The 18,217-nt window shown below is 42.9% G+C and carries 12 protein-coding genes; 2 read left to right on the forward strand and 10 right to left on the reverse strand.

Annotated elements, in window-relative coordinates:
- Positions 1-20: 20 nt before the first annotated feature.
- From N7U62_RS07975 to N7U62_RS08005, 7 genes are all read right to left on the reverse strand, one after another.
- Positions 21-1,862: a M1 family metallopeptidase gene (locus N7U62_RS07975; RefSeq protein ID WP_264137406.1), complete on the reverse strand. Its 1,842-nt coding sequence runs from the start codon at positions 1,860-1,862 to the stop codon at positions 21-23.
- 416 nt (positions 1,863-2,278) lie between these two features.
- Positions 2,279-2,998 (reverse strand): hypothetical protein, encoded by a 720-nt coding sequence (locus N7U62_RS07980; RefSeq protein ID WP_264137407.1) that lies wholly within the window; start codon positions 2,996-2,998, stop codon positions 2,279-2,281.
- Between the two features lie 40 nt (positions 2,999-3,038).
- Positions 3,039-3,194: a hypothetical protein gene (locus N7U62_RS07985; protein ID WP_264137408.1), complete on the reverse strand. Its 156-nt coding sequence runs from the start codon at positions 3,192-3,194 to the stop codon at positions 3,039-3,041.
- 465 nt (positions 3,195-3,659) lie between these two features.
- Positions 3,660-4,256 (reverse strand): hypothetical protein, encoded by a 597-nt coding sequence (locus N7U62_RS07990; RefSeq protein ID WP_264137409.1) that lies wholly within the window; start codon positions 4,254-4,256, stop codon positions 3,660-3,662.
- An 814-nt stretch (positions 4,257-5,070) separates the two neighbouring features.
- Positions 5,071-6,039, reverse strand: coding sequence for a calcium/sodium antiporter (locus N7U62_RS07995; RefSeq protein WP_264137410.1), 969 nt, complete (start codon positions 6,037-6,039; stop codon positions 5,071-5,073).
- A gap of 204 nt (positions 6,040-6,243) precedes the next feature.
- Positions 6,244-7,344 carry an endo-1,4-beta-xylanase gene (locus N7U62_RS08000; RefSeq protein WP_264137411.1) on the reverse strand — a complete coding sequence of 367 codons (1,101 nt, stop codon included), beginning with the start codon at positions 7,342-7,344 and terminating at the stop codon, positions 6,244-6,246.
- 23 nt (positions 7,345-7,367) lie between these two features.
- A complete protein-coding gene (locus tag N7U62_RS08005) occupies positions 7,368-8,180 on the reverse strand; it encodes an SDR family oxidoreductase (RefSeq protein ID WP_264137412.1) in 813 nt (270 codons plus the stop codon).
- A 326-nt stretch (positions 8,181-8,506) separates the two neighbouring features.
- Between N7U62_RS08005 and N7U62_RS08010 the strand changes: the two genes are divergently transcribed.
- On the forward strand, positions 8,507-9,772 hold the full coding sequence (locus N7U62_RS08010) for an endo-1,4-beta-xylanase (RefSeq protein WP_264137413.1): 1,266 nt from the start codon (positions 8,507-8,509) through the stop codon (positions 9,770-9,772).
- Between the two features lie 107 nt (positions 9,773-9,879).
- Entirely contained in the window at positions 9,880-11,151 is a 1,272-nt protein-coding gene (locus tag N7U62_RS08015) for a glycoside hydrolase (RefSeq protein WP_264137414.1), read from the forward strand.
- Positions 11,152-11,530: 379 nt separating this feature from the next.
- Here N7U62_RS08015 and N7U62_RS08020 read toward each other — a convergent pair whose 3' ends face one another.
- Genes N7U62_RS08020 through N7U62_RS08030 form a run of 3 tightly spaced genes read right to left on the reverse strand, consistent with a single transcriptional unit; the run spans position 11,531 to position 18,193 of the window.
- Positions 11,531-13,483: a carbohydrate binding domain-containing protein gene (locus N7U62_RS08020; RefSeq protein ID WP_264137415.1), complete on the reverse strand. Its 1,953-nt coding sequence runs from the start codon at positions 13,481-13,483 to the stop codon at positions 11,531-11,533.
- 21 nt (positions 13,484-13,504) lie between these two features.
- Positions 13,505-15,130, reverse strand: coding sequence for a RagB/SusD family nutrient uptake outer membrane protein (locus N7U62_RS08025; RefSeq protein ID WP_264137416.1), 1,626 nt, complete (start codon positions 15,128-15,130; stop codon positions 13,505-13,507).
- Between the two features lie 12 nt (positions 15,131-15,142).
- Entirely contained in the window at positions 15,143-18,193 is a 3,051-nt protein-coding gene (locus tag N7U62_RS08030) for a SusC/RagA family TonB-linked outer membrane protein (protein ID WP_264137418.1), read from the reverse strand.
- Between the last annotated feature and the right edge of the window lie 24 nt (positions 18,194-18,217).

Raw genomic sequence — 18,217 nt, forward strand, 5'->3', positions numbered from 1 at the left:
GTAAAAGCCAAATCTAGTCTTTATTCTTGAATTACACCGTTTAATTCAATGCTGGATGAATGAAATGGATAAACATTATTTTTCAAATCCATGTCTGCATTGTATTGTTCGGGATCGATCTCGATGGTTTTAATGTCGTCTAACGGCACTTCGATCTCGAATGTGTAATACGGATACACCCACGGCCAGTTGGTCAATCGCTCTGCCTCCTCGGCCAATGGTTTGGCTCCACGCATCAGGCTCAATGGGATATTGTAAGTGGTTTCAGTCCCATCCTTCTTTGTGACCTTTACATCTATTGGCATAGGCATCTCTCCCACTCTCTGTAGATGGATATTCGTCTTGCCTTTGGATTCATAAACCTGCGTGATACCATAGTCGATGCTCTTGGTCGTCTTCACCCAAAAATCGAAGTACCAGTCCAGTTCTATCTCGCTTTGTTTCTCGATTACCCTCATGAAATCAATCATATCTGGGTGTTTGAACCTCCACTGCTTGTAATACTCCAGCAATCCTTTTCTCAGGTTTTCTACTCCTACGATTCCTTCCAGCTGTCTGACAGTAATAGCACCTTTGGAGTAAGCAGCTGTGAGATAAGCTCTGTTGGTACTAAACATGTCCGAATGGGTAGTCAAAGGCTCCTCCTTACCTGAATCGACCAGTTTGCGATAGCCCCTCATGTTAGAGGCATGTGGATTGGTAGCTGGATAGTGAGGATTGAAAAGGTAGTCCTCTACTATGTTGGAAGAATAGGTCGTGAAACCTTCGTCCATCCAGGCATAGTAGCTCTCATTGGTAGCCAGCATCATCTGGTACCAGCTGTGCATCATCTCATGAATGGTCACCCCTACCAGACTTCTTAGTTTTCTGTGTCCAGTGATCAAAGTAGCCATCGGATATTCCATCCCTCCGTCACCTCCTTGAATCACGGAGTAAACCGGGTAAGCGTATTCGCCAAAATTCTCCTCAATAAAAGGCAAGGCCTTCTTCATATAAGTCTGCAAGTCTTTCCAGTTCTCCACCAGCGTATCTTTCTGATAGAAATAGTGGAATTCTAACCCTTCGCGCATCTGCACCACATCGTGAGCATAGTCCTCATCTGCCGCCCAAACGAAATCATGTACATTCTCTGCCAGGTAATGGTAAGTGAGCTTTTCGCCAGATGGAGTTGCCTCGCTGTAGCCCTTCCCGATCTCCTGTGGATTCTGTAATACGCCTGTAGCTGCCACTACGTATGCGCTATCGATCGTGATCTTTACTTCATAGTCACCCCATGGGCTAAAAAACTCTCTGGCAATATAAGGGTGCGTATGCCAGCCCGAACGATCGTACTCTGCGATCTTAGGAAACCACTGCGCCATAGAGAAGCGAACGCCCTCCTTGTTGTCTCGGCCAGTGCGGCGGATCTGAGCCGGCACCTGACTTTCGAACTGCATGCTAAAAGTGGTGCTCTGGCCTGGCAGTATCGGCTTCTTCAGGTCCACGATCATGACCGTACCATCGATGCTGTAGCTCAACTTTTTCCCATCTTGCTTCAGGGATTGAATTTTATGATAGCCGATTTCATCCTCGCCGAGGTGATAGATTCTGTCTTTGACCCTGCTGTCGGGATCGGGCAGTGTCCTGCTACGTACATCCATCATACTGCCTGGCTGAAAGGCATTGTAATACAAATGGAAGAAAACACGATCCAGGGTATCGGGTGAGTTGTTGAAATACTTCAAAGTTTGATCTCCGGCAAATTGATTGGCCTCAACATCCATATCGATCTCCATATAATACTCCACGCGCTGTTGCCAGCGGTCTTGGGCATGGGACAGAAAAGGTAGGGTTAGGATCAATAATGCCTTCAAATATTTCATTCTAATTCTTTTGTTTAATTCAGCAGCAAATTAATAAGCCTGCGATGGAAGACACAAGAGTTTTTGATGGGCGGTTGGTTGGGGAGGTGGAAATATTGAAGTTGAAAGTGAAAAGTGAAAAGTGAAAAGTGAAAAGTTGAAAGTCGGGAGTCAGGAACAACAGCTTTAACCCGCGTCACTCCGACAGAGTAGATTAGGGCGATAGCACTGAGCTACGACGAGGAGTCTCATGTTCTGGTTGTAGCTAGTTGGATTACATTAATGGAGCGTTTCTGATTATCCTATTATGAGCCAAATACTATCCCCATGAAACTTCTGACCACCCTAGACGAGGGGCATGATAGGATATGGCATTGCATGCTGCTTGAAATCTCAACTTTGACAAAGTTTAGATTCGACCTTCAATCTATCCAGATTCAGTCACTCACATAGGTAGCCAACCGCCTGGAGATGGAAGGATCGTCGATAGCATATTTGATCTTTACACGATCACCCACATTATGCTTGCGTGTAGTAGATGTGGCTGCTCTAAAATATCCTTCATAGGTTTTGTCATCAATTACGAACTCATACTTAGCTATCTGCACCATGGACTTCATATAGGGGCGATACTTGGTCTCTACTACAGTGGCAGCTGTAATGGCCGTGTCATGACCCAAAAATTTGAAGTCATGAGTAAACCAAAGATTCAATGCCCAATACACAAACGCGACTAGGGACAAGGCAAAAACGACAGAAGCTAATTTCACGATGATACGTCGCGTCAGGCTCGGATACTCAATGATCATTCTGGATTCAGCCATATCCAAATGAAAAGGTCTATACTTCGGTTCGAAATATCTGGAAATACGATCCATTCGACCGTTATAATAATCAACGAGCACCTCCTCCACTTCGGACACAGACTCTGGCGGAAACTCTGATATTTCCTGGACACCCTCTTTCTCGATCAATATAGCCAGACCATCTTCTGCAAGATTTCCACTGATCTCAATCCAGTTTCCCTCGTCTCTTTTCAGAGTCAGAAAGGTGAACTTCGACCAATCGATGCTGTTGACAATTGATCCAATCGCAGCATCGTGAAGCTCCTCCTCTTTTAGGTTCTTTCCTTCCTCTTGTTCAAGTATGAGTTGCATTGTATTAATTGTTTTTTATACACGAACACTCTTATCATGACTATTGCTCCATGAGCCGTTCTATTAGTACTAAGGGGTAGAGATGGTAGTGAATTTTGTTGAACTCTTCTGGAGGTAAATCGAAGATGATGTCTCTTATGATTTCTAAATTGGCCATATCCTTTTGGGAAGCCAGTCTTGACAAATTAGTGGTCATGATTAGGAGGCAAATCAGGGTTATTATCTACAACTCTATTACCACATTTGAGAACACATAGCTGATTCGAAGGATTAGTAAAATTGATCGTATTTGGCGTTTGTTCGGCTTTAAGTTCATCATCCACAGAAAATAGTTCGCTATTATAGAATAAGCATTTTTCAATAATAAAGTAACCTCACATAATATTGAGTAACTGCTTCAATAAAAAGGTAGCATTTCAACAAGTTAAATAAATTATTCGTGCTCTCTAACACCCCGATCGAGGTTGCAAACGCACCCGATCGGGTGTGGGAGCTACATCAGGCCTCACACAGGAGAACTACGGCCATCCTTGACTTACTTCTGCCAACCTATTGGATCAAAGATTCGATTCCAAAACAGCCAAAAGAAACATTATGAACAAGATTAGCTAAATTTATATCTGCAAAGGGTTATTCATGGAAGCGTCTGTTATAGCCAGTTTCAATAACCCAGTTCGATCATAAGTCGTCTGAGTTCAGCTCGTTTCTCTGTTTTGAGAGCACCGAATTTCATTTTTTTGAATGTTGGCCAGTTCGGTTCGGTTTTTACAACTCCGAAATTATCTCCCAAAGTTAGAGTTGCCACAATATTGTTGTTGTTCAGAAAGTTGACTCGAAATTCTGGTTCATAGGTTGTTTCAGACCAGTCGAAAGATGTTGGATCATTGAGAATCTCAAGAAATCTATTCGCCTGTTCATCTGTGAATGTCTGTTTAAATCCAAGAGGCAATTGCCTAATTGTTAGTTCGTCAAATGCTCTCTGTGGGAACAAACTATCAATTTTGTTAATGTCATCTCTGAGGTCGTTGAGAAGTTCAGAAGTTGTGTTCACGTAGAATTCTCGGTTGGTAAATCCTCCGTCGAAATCAGGACCGACTTTTAGGGTGTCAGCAAAGAGTTCGTTCGTTAGTTGTTCGTCCGAATAGCGGTTCCAATACTTCGCGTAATTATGTTCGAAAGGTCGTTTACCAGAGTTCGTCTGACATGCGGTAAGAAAAACAAGTACTACAAATATGAGGCTTAGAGTTCTGTTTGCCATGGAGGATTATTGGCTATAACACCCAAATATTAGCCACTCCTTCTCAAAACAAGTCCAAAGCAGCCAAATGGGCATTTTAAATTTAACTCCCCGAATCTACCCCCATCCCCCTAGTCCTCCAAGCCCAGCTGAATGATAGTTATCCTTCACTACCAAATATCCCCAGATCTGGGTATGGAACTTCTCCATATACTCTGACCATGGCTGTCCAACCCTTCCTCATGGCTGTCGAGCAGACCTTCATGCCGACCTATTGATACTCCATGGCGATTAAGTGAATGCTCATGGCACCTGAGTGAGGCTTCATGGCGATTAAGTAGATGCCCATGGCTCAACCACGGCCTCTCATGGCAAACAATATTCTGTCATGGTAATCACGACTACCTCCATGCCAAATAATATATCGCCATGGTAGTATCACCCCCCTCCATGGCGACCATGAGGCATATCCAGTGAACCATGAGAGCCCCATTTTAGGCTGAACACATAGTCTTTCACGCTTTTGATATCGTCCAGATAAATGTAGCTGATTCAAATCCCCTCCTCGGAGCAGGGGTGGGTTTTACTACAGAATAAAAAGCATTCAGTATTGAATCTTGGTTCTTGAGTCTTAAATCTAGTACCTACCTATTACCCCTTCCGCCTATCGGCACATTCCCTAGGGAAGGATTAATGGAGCATGGCGGTTAGCGGTCAGCGCTAAGCGGTTGGCGATTTCATTCTTAAATAGATCCCCACTAGTTCAAGCGTCCGCTTGGACCCATCAACAAAGCACACAAAAAAAGCGAAGGGTTCGCCTTCGCTTTTCAATTTCTTATCCTCTCATGACCAGGAAGGTCAGGTAACCAAAATATACCGCCAGGAAGATAGCACCCTCCCATCGATCGATTCGCGTCTTCTTACCCACGATCACAGACATGATCAACAGGGTACTGGCGAGGATCACCATCATGATATCACTGTTGTTGGCCACATCGAAAGGCAGTGGCTTCAAAAGGGCACTAAAACCCAAAATCCACAAAAGGTTGAAGATATTGGAGCCGATCACATTACCTACTGCCATATCGGTTTGCCCTTTGGTCACGGCCACTGCTGATGTCACCAACTCTGGCAAAGAGGTACCGATGGCGACTACAGTCAAGCCAATGAAGGTTTCGCTCAATCCAAACATATGTGCCAGGTGAATGGCTCCATCCACTACCCATTTACCTCCTAAGAATAACCCCACGGCTCCAATCAGGACAAAAATCACTGCTTTTCGTCTAGGTAGCAGGTCCTGAGAGGTCTCTACAGGTTGCATGTCTGGGATTCCATCTCTTTCGTTTGAGATCACATAGATATAGGCCATAAACATGGCAAAAAAGAACAGTAGGATAATCCCGTCTACCTGACTAAGGGACAGGCCTTTGGTATCTACAAACAAATTGGCGTTGGCCAGAAAGCCCACCATAAAAGTGGCGACCAATGAAATAGGTATCTCGGTGAAGTAAATACTCTTTTTAATAGGTAGCGGCTTGATCAAGGCAGATACACCCAGAATCAGCAGCACGTTGGCGATGTTGCTACCAAACACGTTACCTACCGCCAATTCAGAACTGCCATCAAAACTGGCCATGAGGTTGACGATCAATTCTGGTAAGCTCGTTCCGAAAGAAACGATGGTCAAACCAATAACAAGTTCAGGAATATTATTTCTTTTTGCGATGGAGGAAGCTCCATCCACTAACAAGTCAGCACCCTTGATCAATAAAAAAAAGCCGACCAAAAACAACACATAAACCATAAAGGAAAGCTTAAGTTAGATTAGTTAATTTGTTCAATATTATCAACCCGCTAATTAACAAGAAATGAACAGATTTTTAAAATCTACGCCTGTTGATTTGAGATAGTTCGAAGATTAATCCAATAATACGTAGTAATAACACAAAAGAAAACCCCGATCAATGACCGGGGCTCCTTTTCAACGTATTTACTAAACATTATCTTTTTAGAAATCTACTACCGTCCAATAGACCTCTTTGGGCTGATTGTCTTCTCCAAAAAGAAGCGGATAATCTTTTCGATCCGGAACTGGAAAATGATCCAGCCAGCTATACTGATCCGACACATTCCAAAAAGTAACCGATGAAAGCTTCTCTTTGTTTTCTCTGAAAACCTTGAAAATCATATCATACTGCTCGATTTGCTTCTTTTTCAGTTCATCTGTGAAGGTGTCATCATCAGTAGGCAGTTTTTCTCTTCTGGTATGTTCTTTTTTGTAGATTGAAACATCTAGTTCAGTTACTTGCACTTCAAGTCCCAAACCAGTGAATCGATCGATCGTTGCTCTGAGTGTCTCTTCTGAGGGCTCAAATACTGACCAATGCCCTTGAATCCCCACACCGTCTATAGGTACTCCCGCGTCTTGAAGTCCACGGACCATTTTGTAGATTTTCTCTCTTTTGACTGGGTTGATGACTTCATAGTCGTTGTAAAACAACTGTACATCTGGATCTGCCTCACGGGCATATTCAAAGGCCCTGGCGATAAACTCCTCACCACAGATCTGGTACAACTTAGAATCTCTGTAAAACTCATCTGGATCGTCAGATATGGCCTCATTTACTACATCCCAGGCGTAGATTACATCTTTGTATCTTGTCACCACCTCAGTTATATGGCTCTTGAGCCTGGCCAGGAGCACCTCTTTGGATACTTCCTCACCGTTTTCGTCTACATAAAGCCAATCTGGAGCCTGGTTGTGCCAAACTAAAGCATGACCTCTCAGTCTCATCCCGTTGGCCTTAGCAAACTCGGCAATGGCGTCTGCATCCTTCCAGTTGTATTCATTTTCTTTTGGATGTATAGGGCCAGACTTCATGACATTTTCTGGCGTCATACTATTGAAATTCTTTTTGATCAACTCGGCTTGTTCCCCTTTAATCGCATAAGGAGACACAGCGACTCCCATCGGGAAATAATCCTGATAGTAGGTCTTTAGCCCTTTATCTTCCCTGACATCTGAGTCCTCCTGGGTCTGCTTCTTCTGCTCACAAGCCATCGCTCCCACCAAAATTAAGAGGACCAACCAGCTACTTTTTGCTTTCATCATCATATGTAATTTATCTACTATTATACCCCGCTAAAGGCGCTAAAACCTCCATCCACTGGCAATACTACACCAGTAATGAAGCTCGCTTGCTCAGAACATAGAAACTGAGCCGCCCCGTTGAGCTCATCGATCTCACCAAATCGCCCCATCGGCGTTTTGGCAATTACCTTTTCGCTTCGTTCGGTCAGACTGCCATCTTCGTTCAACAGTAACTTACGGTTTTGATCTCCGATGAAAAAGCCTGGCGCTATAGCATTGACCCTGACTTTGTCTCCAAATCGCTGAGCCATTTCGGATGCCATCCATTGCGTAAATGAATTTACCCCCGTCTTGGCTACCGAATACCCCATCACCCTGGTAATGGCCGTATATGTCGCCATAGAGGATATATTGATGATAGATCCAGCTCCGTTTTTAGCAATGGCCTCACCAAAAATCAGGGAAGGATATATCGCTCCTTTCAAATTGATATCAATGGCCTGATTCAAAGCCTCGTGGTTAAGATCAAAAACCTCTTGCCCATTGCTTTGAGTTGCTCCAGCCACATTGCCCCCTGCCGCATTGATCAGCACATCGATCTGACCAAAGGTATCAATAATCAGCTTCTTCGCGCTTTTTAGCCCATCTGAATCCAATACGTCGCATGCAATCCCCAGGGCATTAGCCCCCAGCTCCTCTACAGCGGAAACAGCTTCATCAATTTTCTCCTTGTTGCGACCTATGAGTACCAGTTTGGAACCATGCCGGGCAAAATGCCTCGCCATACTGCCTCCCAATACACCAGAGCCACCAGTTACTATTACAACTTTGTTTTCTACACTAAAATCTCCCATTGATTTTTCTAATTCTATGTTGGTTAGGTCAAAAGTAATTTGCCCAATTGACTTTCCTGTAAAAATATTTTCTAGCTATTTGGACAATTTCTATTGAAAGAAGATCAGTACAAGGCTGATTTCTGATTGCCGGTCTAAAAATATATTCTATAAAGTCTAAAGATTCGTAGCATTCCGAACAACCATTCAAAATACCAGTCAAATCACCTTTTATTAAATGTTTCTCGACAAAGAAAGCATTTATTTTAAACCAACGCAACCGATTGCGTTACTAATGTTTATATTTATCCCCAGAAACATGATAATGGACTTTGTTAAAAGATAATATGATTAAGAATTACTGGACTAAACACCTATTGACCACTAGCCTGACTGTTTTTACCTTGCTCTTTTACTTACCTAGTCATTCACAGATCATCCAATGGGATAACTGCGGAAAATTTTTGGGTAATATCTCTCAGGGGAGCAACAATAGCGACTGGACCCAATATTGGAACCAGGTAACTCCCGAAAATGGCGGAAAATGGGGATCGGTAGAGAGAGAACGGGATGTGATGAATTGGACAGACCTTGATAAAGCCTATAAATTGGCGAAAGACAATGGGCTTCTCTTCAAACAGCACGTATTTGCATGGGGCAATCAACAGCCTTCCTGGATCGAGACCCTCACAGAAGAAGAACAACTGGCAGAGATAGAAGAATGGATCATGGCATACTGTGAGCGATATCCTGATACGGATTTTATTGAAGTAGTCAATGAACCAATCAATGACCCTCCATTTGGCTCGACTAATGGAAACTACGCCAATGCCCTCGGCGGTCGTGGAGATACTGGATATGACTGGATCATCAAAGCCTTCGAGCTCGCCAAAGAACATTGCCCGAATGCTGCACTCATGATCAATGAATACAATCTTCTGAATAGCGAAAATAATCGATACGATTATTCGAAGATCATAGGTCTGTTGACAGAAAGAGAGTTGATCGATGCGGTAGGTGCTCAGGGGCATGCCTTTACGGTCAAAGATATGACAGCAGAAGATATGACCACTGCCATCAATGACCTGGCTAAGCATGGTCTCCCTGTTTACATCACAGAACTAGACATAGACGGCCCGGGTGAAAATACCCAGCTTGAAAAATACAAGGAGATTTTTCCGGCCATATGGGAGCATCCATCAGTAGCAGGAGTCACTCTATGGGGCTATAGACAGGGCACTATGTGGCGTGAAGATGCCTACATCATGAATAGCAATGGAACAGAAAGATCCGCTCTAACATGGCTCAAGGACTACATTACCCCTTACAACTCCGTTTGTGAAGGGTATGACCCTCCATTAAACACCGGTTTCAACACCAAGGCTACCCTGATCTACCCTAACCCTATCAGCAATGGCTCACTACATGTCCAGTCTGATAAAGCAATTGAGAAATTGACCATTAGGAATATCAGCGGGCAAAAAATGTTAGAATATCGTCCTCACCAATTAACACAGAAAATAGAACTAGAAATAGATCTACCCGCAGGACTTTATTTGGTAAAAATTGAAGGCCCGTCTCTTTCGGAAGAAAGAAGATTGGTTATAAAATAACACCATTTGATACAGCCACCTCTGCCCAGAGGTGGCATACCTACCCCCCCTAACCCAGTGACCTATTACTATTAGGTGATTGATCCATTTCAAAAACACAGCAAAAGATGAAACGAATATTCTATTTTGGGCTTGCCCTTATTACCTCATTATTTTCCTGTCAGGAAGATATAAAACAACCTGACCGAAGTGACCCAGGGGTCAACATCAACTTAATCCCGTCGACTACCTTTCAAACCATCTCTGGATTTGGAGGAGCCAATCAAATGTGGGGCTCCACTTTCCCCAACAACGAAGAAATCGATAAAGCTTTTGGGTCTGGTGATGAGGATCTGGGCCTTAGTATTTTCAGAGTACGAATAGCTTCCAATCCAAACGAATGGCCCTTGATCATAGATGTAGCCAAGCGTGCGCAAGGTCATGGAGCTAAGATTTTAGCCTCACCATGGTCACCTCCCCCAGCCCTCAAAAGCAACAACAGCGATATTAGTGGCCATCTATTAGAAGAAAACTATGGTGCCTATGTTTCCCACCTCAATGATTTCATTTCTTTGATGGAATCCAATGGAGTGGATATTTATGCCATTTCGATTCAAAATGAACCCGATATTGAAGTGAGTTATGAATCATGTGATTGGACTTCCAGTGAAATCTTAAATTTCATTAAAAATTACGGAGACAAAATAGTGGGAGCTAAAGTAACCAGTGCAGAATCCTTCAATTTCAATCACGCCTATACCGACATGCTATTGAATGATGAAGCTGCGCTCAACAATTTTGATATCATAGCTGGCCATATCTATGGTGGAGGTCAGGAAGCCTACCCCTTAGCAGAAAGTAAAGAAAAGGAGATCTGGATGACAGAATACCTGATGAATCTCAATGTTGGGGATTGGCAAGCCGCAGAAGATGGGACTAAATGGAATGAAACCATGGAAATGCTAGGCACAATGCAAACCGCCATGAACAACAATTGGAATGCTTATATCTGGTGGTACTTGAAGCGCTACTACTCATTCATTGGTGATGGCGATGAGGGAACGGTCAATGGAGAAATTCTAAAAAGAGGTTATGCCTACTCACATTTCTCTAAATTCATCAAACCCGGCTATCAAAGAATAGATCTGGAAACGAGTAGTTCTATTGACGCGACGATTACTGCCTATCAGGGAGAAGGTCATTTGGTGGCCATTATCCTAAATGACACCAATGCAACAATCAAAGTGAACCTATCGGCAGCTGAAAGAGATATAAACAAAGCATATACCTTTCTGACCAATATCTCGGTGAATAGAGGATACAGCGAATTGGAAATTACGGAAGGTAAAGCTGAGCTTTCAATATCACCTAACAGTGTCTATACGGTCATTCTGGAGTAGGTCTTAATTGCATCCACACAACTTTGGCGAGTAGATTGAATAACTTCAGTTTGCTCGCCATTTTTCTTTCCTCTGTTTGCTCATTCCCACTGCAGTGAGTAATTATTTCAAACAACGGCTTTAACCCCCATTGGAATCAGAATGTTGATCTGTCCCTATTCCTAGAAGAAAGATCAAAACTGCTTTATGCATTAGCAAAAGCCGGAATTAACAGTGAGATAAAGCCAATAGAAGCTAACTCACGAGTGTTACACCGCACAAGGCAGGATTGTAATTCATTTTTCGGAGACTACTTCATTTCAGAATGAGATACACCAGCACAAAAAAACCGTCCACTAAGTGGACGGCTTTATATAAGCATGATATATGCAACTAATTACTATTCACAACTATCAAATTCTTCTATCACAAGTTTGTCCAGATAGAATGTTTGAGCAGTAGACCCAAAATCCAATACCACTTGGTGATCTCCTGTGGATGTAGCTGCAGCAGTAAAGACATAAGAATAATAAGTCCATTCCTCCGCGACGGTAATCTCAGGCGTATAGAAGAAGTCATCGGACTGACCACTAGCCCATCTTGATACAGATGCTCTAATGACACCATCTGGTCCTGCAGCTTTAGCCCAAAAACTCAATTTGTAATCTTGACCTTCTGTTAATGCGACAGCATCAGCAGCCACCTGAATATCCCAGTGGTTTCCTCCTGTTCCGGTAGCCATCAAGGAACTTGTTCCCTCATAGGCCTCAGCAGTAGTAACTTCTACTGTACCATTTAACATACTCCAGTTATTGAAACCATCCTCAAAATCTCCATTGGCATACAGACTTGTAGGATCATATTCTTTCAGACTTACTTCATCGATATAGAAAGTCTGTGTTGTAGATCCAAAATCCATTACTACTTGATGCACGCCAGTGGAAGTAGCTGCAGCTTCGAACACAAATGAGTAGTAAGTCCAATCCTCTGCAACCGTAAATTCTGGCGTATAGAAGAAGTCATCAGACTGTCCACTTGCCCATCTAGATACTGAAGCTCTCATCACACCATCTGCACCACCAGCTTTGGCCCAGAATCCCAATTCGTACATGGTACCGATATCCAATGTAGGTGCTACATCTGGGTTAACTGCTACCTGAACATCCCAGTGATTACCTCCCGTACCAACAGCTTTAAGCGACTGTGCTCCACAATAAGCATCTTCAGCCGAAGCTTCTACTGATCCATTCAGGATATCCCAATCAGTTAATCCATCTTCGAATCCAGAATTTGTCAGCAACTCAATAGCTCCAGCCTCACCAACGACACCAGGCACCAAACCAATGTGATCGATTGCAAATGGAACACTACCTGCACCCATATCTAGCACTACTCTATGCGTTGGTAGATCTTTACCTACCGTAAATGTCCAGGTATATTGTTGCCATGCATTAGCAGCTATCTCTTGATCTGCTCCATAGAAATAATCAGCTCCAGCGCCATCGTATTGTGATGCGGACACACGCATGAAAGCACCTGCATTATCCGCTTTGGCCCACATAACGATCGTATATTCCGCTCCCATTGTCAAAGGCACTCCGGTACTGGCCATCTGCGTACTCCAGGGATTCGCTCCTGTTGGTGCTACATGAATAGAACGAGTACCGCCATAACCATTTAGCAACTCAGTAATGACATCTCCGTTGTTTAATTGTTCCCAATCTGTGAACTCATCTCCTTCACCAGCTTCTAGGTCAGAATTGGCAAGTAAGTTTTCCATTGCATAGAAAGCAGTAGGAGTCACATCAGTACCATAATCAGTGGTAACTTCTATTTCAATTGCCCCACTAGTATTCACACCATTTGGCACGGTTACAACTAGTTCTGTATCTGATACCGAAACGATTGTAGCTGGCACACCATCTATCGCAACGATTGTATTGTTATCCAGACTGGTACCAGTTATAGTCACATCCTCTCCCACTGGCACGAATGGAGTAAACGGCCCAATCACTGGAGTAGGTTTCAACAATACTTCCACTTCTTGAGTTTCACGTCGAGCTCCTTTCATGGCCAATGTAATAGTAGCCATACCTACCGGATAAGTATCTGGAACGGTAAAAGTAATTGTGTTTTCTTCTAAAGTATAATCCAATTGTTCATTGCCCAGGAACAAGAATTGCACTTGATCAAAACCCTCTCCTGTCAAAGAGATATCCTCTCCCTGATACAATGAGGTAACACTCACATCCGTGATATTCACAGGATCTACTAAATCCTCCTGGCAACTGGCCACTGATAATAGAACAGCCAGCACCATCAATCCATATATGTATTTTAAGATATTTTTCATTTCTTGCTTATTTAAAAATGATTACCACTGAGGATTTTGCTGTACACCTGTTTGATCTACAAAATTCTGTGGCAAAGGCCAACGAACATGTCTTGGCTGGATGTTAGGCGCTGCACTTGGATTGTGCATTTTCACTCTTTCTTCCAAAATCCCTAATCGCTTCAAGAAAGCCCATCTATGCCCCTCATGGCCAAGCTCTCTTGCATGTTCCTCTATAATCGTTTCTAAATCTATAGAAGAGAAGTTATTACTCGTATTGCCATAGGCTCTCTCTCTAATTGCATTCAACAACTCCAGGGCTCTGGCTTCATTGCCATTTCTCCAATGCGCCTCAGCTCCCAGGATATAAGCCATTGACAGTCTGTAAACGATGATGTTTCTAAACCCTTGCGCTTCATCTGCCAATCTACCGTAAGTACCATCTTCCCAGGTTTTCGTAGTGGTAGGCTCCAGATATCTTGCTTCCCTATCGTTTGAGGCCCAAGACTGGAAGTAGAGAGAATCAACCGTCAAAAGATCTCCTTCTGACAAATACTCTGCTCCTGGCAATGAAGTATCCAGGTTGGATATATCGTCAATTGTCCAAGCAAACTTGTGCCAAGCGCTGATACGACCATCTGCTTCATCACTCAAATCGCCATCTGCATCACTATCAAATAGATCCCAGTAGTATTCGGAAGGAGACAGTCTGGCCCATGGTCTTCCTCCTTGACCTAATGTCCTACCCACACCCGGTACTCTATCATAAAGTGGCACATACATCTGAACAGTACGCTGTGGTCTATCCTGATTGTTTTCACTAAAAATCCAGGAGAAGATGATCTCTTCATTATTCTCTTCACCACCTTTTCCGCCATCAAGTCCAAAAATACCATCCAATGGCTGTAACTGTGCGCCTTGCGCAATCACATCTTCTGCGGCCTGGGCTGCTTCGGCATAGTTACCCAACCATAGATTGGCTTTCATGATCAACAAATACGCCATATCCTTTGAAGGAACACCCACGTTGGCATTTTCAAGCCTTGTTCTCAAATAAGGAACTGCGGCCTCTGCATCACTGATGACTTGCTCAAGAACTGCCGTTTGATCATTTAAATCAAAATCATATTTGATGCTGTCTACGTGCTCAGCCAAGTCAGGAAAAACCACATTGTCCCATCTCTCAGCCATTTCTAGATATGCATTAGCACGAAGACAATAAGCCTGACCGATGTAGTCATTTTTCTTTCGTTCCTCGTCCTCATTTTTAGGTACTAAATTCTCACCAAAGGAGGTAATGGCATCCACCGCACTAATGGATTGGTTCAAGCCACTAAAAATATTATTTACTTGAGCACTGGATGCATCAAAGGCATTTACATACTCCATCATTCCACGCATACCATCATTACCTACATCTTGCATGTGAGTACCTGACTGTACGATATCCGTACCGCACTGCTTGTAAAGCGAAATTTCATTGTTCTCATGCAGTGATCTTGCTCTTTCATACACGCCGAACAAGGTCGTCTGCATACCATTCAAACCTGCCAAAGCTTGATCACTTGGCAGTGAATCTCTTTCTGTTAGTTCTATTATATCATCCTCACAGCCCACTGATATGAGCAGCAAAGAGAATACTGCGACTATATATTTTATACTTTTCATAATCAATCTCTTTTAAAAAGTTAATGATGCTCCAAATCTGAAGTTTCTAACTATAGGATATTGCCCTCTACCCGTTTCTGGAGAATAGGCATTTTTCATTTTAGTGAAGTATTTGAGGTTGTTACCTCTTGCGAATACTGACACAGCCTTGATCGGAGTGTTTTCTAAAAATTTAGAAGGAAGGTTGTAGGACAAAGACACGTTTCTCAAAGAAATATAGGAAGCATCTTCAGTCTTAATCGCATCACCTCTAACTCCAGTCCAATCGGATGACCCCACTCTCGGATACTCCGTACTAGGGTTATCTTCTGTCCAATAATTAATGGCCAATTGATTTCCTCTACCGGTATACCCTCCGTAAAAGTTGTTTACAACAGTGATTCCCTTCGCATATTCCAACAATACCGAAAGCTCAAAGCCTTTGTAAGAAATGGTGTTGGTCAAACCGCCATACCAATCTGGTGTAGAATTCCCCAAAAACACTCTATCATCTCCTGGGGTGATTTGGCCATCATTGTTCACATCACGGAATTTGGCATCTCCTGGCACTTGATTGTATACCAAGGCTTCATCTGCCTCGTCGGCTTGCCATACCCCTATGTATTCATAGTTGTATATCTCATTGATATTTTGCCCAATGAACCAGCCATTCGCTTCATCATCAATCGGTTCACCATTTGGACCTGTACGGTTCAACTTCACAATTTCATTCTGATTAGTGGCCCAGTTGGCAGCAATATTCCATCTGAGATCCGATCCATCGATCACATCCGCACTCAATGCTACATCGATCCCTTGATTTCTAGTTTCACCGATATTGGCTATGTAGCTGTCGTATCCATTGGTATTGGGAATCAATTGTGGCAAAAGAAGATCAGTCGTATTGGTTTGGTAAGCATCTACCGTCGCGGTAATTCTGTCATTCAAGAACCCGAGATCCACACCAATATTCAATTGCTTACTGGTTTCCCATTTCAGATACTCATTACCCAAAGTTCCAATCTGATAACCTGCTATATCTCTAAGCACATCTGGAGTAGAAGGATCATTGTCATCATCTACTGGCACCTCGGTTGTCACATTTACATTAGGTCTGGAATAGTATCTATATGTACCAATTCGGTCATTCCCTAGTGTACCGTAACTTGCTCTTATTTTCAGCATATTCATGAAATCGAATCCCCAGAAGTTCTCGTTGTGCACATTCCATGCTGCTGAATAGGATGGGAAATACCCATATTTATTGTCTCCAGTATATTTAGAAGACCCATCTCTTCTCATGGTCAGAGTAACGACATACTTATCGTTGTAGTCATATCCTATCCTACCTACTGTATAAACACGTCCCCACTCGTCTGTATCCCAGCTGAATCTTTGATCTGCAGAAGCAGATACGTCAATCGCATGATACCCTAACAAATCAGTACCCATTTTATCTGCGAAAGCATCATACTGCTCCCATTCATTCTTCTGAAAACCATATACCAGAGTGGCATTGATTCCATGCTTACCGAAAACCTTTTTGTAAGTAAGGATGTTATCTAACAAGTAGTTAGTTGAAGTTTGCTCCTGGATACGAGCAGTATTAGGATCACCATCCCCATAATTACTAGAAGTAAATCTTCCGTAAAACTGGTTTCTCTGCTCTGCAAACGTATTAAGTGTATAAGACAGACCGTCGATTATTTTGATCTCAATGTATGGGTTCACATAGGTTCTATTGACGTATCGATCTACAACAGATTCATTGTACCTGTGGAAGGGGTTGACTTGAAACTTATCATCTCTGACATATTTCACATAGTTACCCTCATCATCATAAATATCACCAAGTGGCGTATTGTCCAGAATCGGAACAAATGCAGCGAATGATCCACCGAAATCCTCAATTGTGTTGGAAGTCTCATCTGCATCACTTCTGGTCAACTGTACTCTGGTACCTATCGTTAGCCAATCATAAGCTTTATAGTCAGTGTTAATTCTTAAAGAATAACGATTGTAGTCAGAGTTCTGTACAATCCCTTTTTCTCTATAAACATCACCATTCAAGTAATAACGTAGCTTTTCTGAACCACCCGAAACACTAACACCTGCCTGGTACACTTCACCAGTTTGCAAGATCTCATCTTGCCAATCTGTAAAATCACCATTCACATAGTTTTCTATTTCATTAGGATCCAAAACACCATTAATAGTAGTACCCTGGCCAGAATCAAACAAGTATTGAACATACTCGTCTCCATCCATCAGGTTCAACCTTGTGTTGATATCGTTGATACCCGCTGAAGCATTCACCTTGATAGTCGGCTTACCAGCACTACCATTCTTTGTGGTGATCAAAATTACCCCATTGGCTGCACTGGAACCATATATTGCACCAGCGCCTGCATCCTTAATTACGTTGATAGATTCTATGTCATCAGGGTTCAACTCGTTCAAGTTACCACCTGGAAGAGGTACACCATCTATTACAATAATTGGCTGATTCGCCTCCTGAATGTTGTCAGAACCCTCACCCAAAGAATTGATCCCTCTAATGGTAAATGACACGCCAGAGCCCGGCTGACCACTGGTTCTCTGTACTCGCACACCCGCTACCTGACCTCTTAGGGATTCTACCACGTTAGGTACTGGCACTTTGTTGATGGCCTCTACATCCACAGTAGAGATAGAACCTGTCACGTTCGAACGCTCCATGGTACCATAACCAACTACTACCACTTCCTCTAAGGATTGTACATCCAATGGAAGACCCACATCGATCGAACTGCGACCGGCTACAGCTACTTCCTGCTTGGCATATCCAATAAAACTGAAGATTAATGTCGCATCAACAGGTACGTTGATACTGTATTCTCCGTCAAAATTGGTCACAACCCCAGAAGTTGTACCCTTAATTAATACACTCACCCCTGGGAGTGGGTCACCATTGCTTCCATCTGTGACCTTTCCGCTCACCTTTGCCTCTTGCGCCAAAGCTGACAAGCTGCCAAAAACAAGCAAACAACTGATTGCATAATATTTAAGCAATCGGTAAGAATAGTTACTTAGTCTTGTAATCATGATTCATATAATATAGTTTGATTT

The sequence above is a fragment of the Reichenbachiella ulvae genome, from assembly GCF_025833875.1.
Taxonomy (GTDB): Bacteria; Bacteroidota; Bacteroidia; order Cytophagales; family Cyclobacteriaceae; genus Reichenbachiella; species Reichenbachiella ulvae.

What these genes read in the sequence shown, in the direction of transcription:
- N7U62_RS07980 (WP_264137407.1), bottom strand. Translation starts at nt 2,998, where the DNA reads ATGCAACTCATACTTGAACAAGAGGAAGGAAAGAACCTAAAAGAGGAG.
- N7U62_RS08025 (WP_264137416.1), bottom strand. Translation starts at nt 15,130, where the DNA reads ATGAAAAGTATAAAATATATAGTCGCAGTATTCTCTTTGCTGCTCATA.
- N7U62_RS08030 (WP_264137418.1), bottom strand. Translation starts at nt 18,193, where the DNA reads ATGATTACAAGACTAAGTAACTATTCTTACCGATTGCTTAAATATTAT.
- N7U62_RS08015 (WP_264137414.1), top strand. Translation starts at nt 9,880, where the DNA reads ATGAAACGAATATTCTATTTTGGGCTTGCCCTTATTACCTCATTATTT.
- N7U62_RS08020 (WP_264137415.1), bottom strand. Translation starts at nt 13,483, where the DNA reads ATGAAAAATATCTTAAAATACATATATGGATTGATGGTGCTGGCTGTT.
- N7U62_RS07995 (WP_264137410.1), bottom strand. Translation starts at nt 6,039, where the DNA reads ATGGTTTATGTGTTGTTTTTGGTCGGCTTTTTTTTATTGATCAAGGGT.
- N7U62_RS08010 (WP_264137413.1), top strand. Translation starts at nt 8,507, where the DNA reads ATGATTAAGAATTACTGGACTAAACACCTATTGACCACTAGCCTGACT.
- N7U62_RS07985 (WP_264137408.1), bottom strand. Translation starts at nt 3,194, where the DNA reads ATGACCACTAATTTGTCAAGACTGGCTTCCCAAAAGGATATGGCCAAT.
- N7U62_RS07990 (WP_264137409.1), bottom strand. Translation starts at nt 4,256, where the DNA reads ATGGCAAACAGAACTCTAAGCCTCATATTTGTAGTACTTGTTTTTCTT.
- N7U62_RS08005 (WP_264137412.1), bottom strand. Translation starts at nt 8,180, where the DNA reads ATGGGAGATTTTAGTGTAGAAAACAAAGTTGTAATAGTAACTGGTGGC.
- N7U62_RS08000 (WP_264137411.1), bottom strand. Translation starts at nt 7,344, where the DNA reads ATGAAAGCAAAAAGTAGCTGGTTGGTCCTCTTAATTTTGGTGGGAGCG.
- N7U62_RS07975 (WP_264137406.1), bottom strand. Translation starts at nt 1,862, where the DNA reads ATGAAATATTTGAAGGCATTATTGATCCTAACCCTACCTTTTCTGTCC.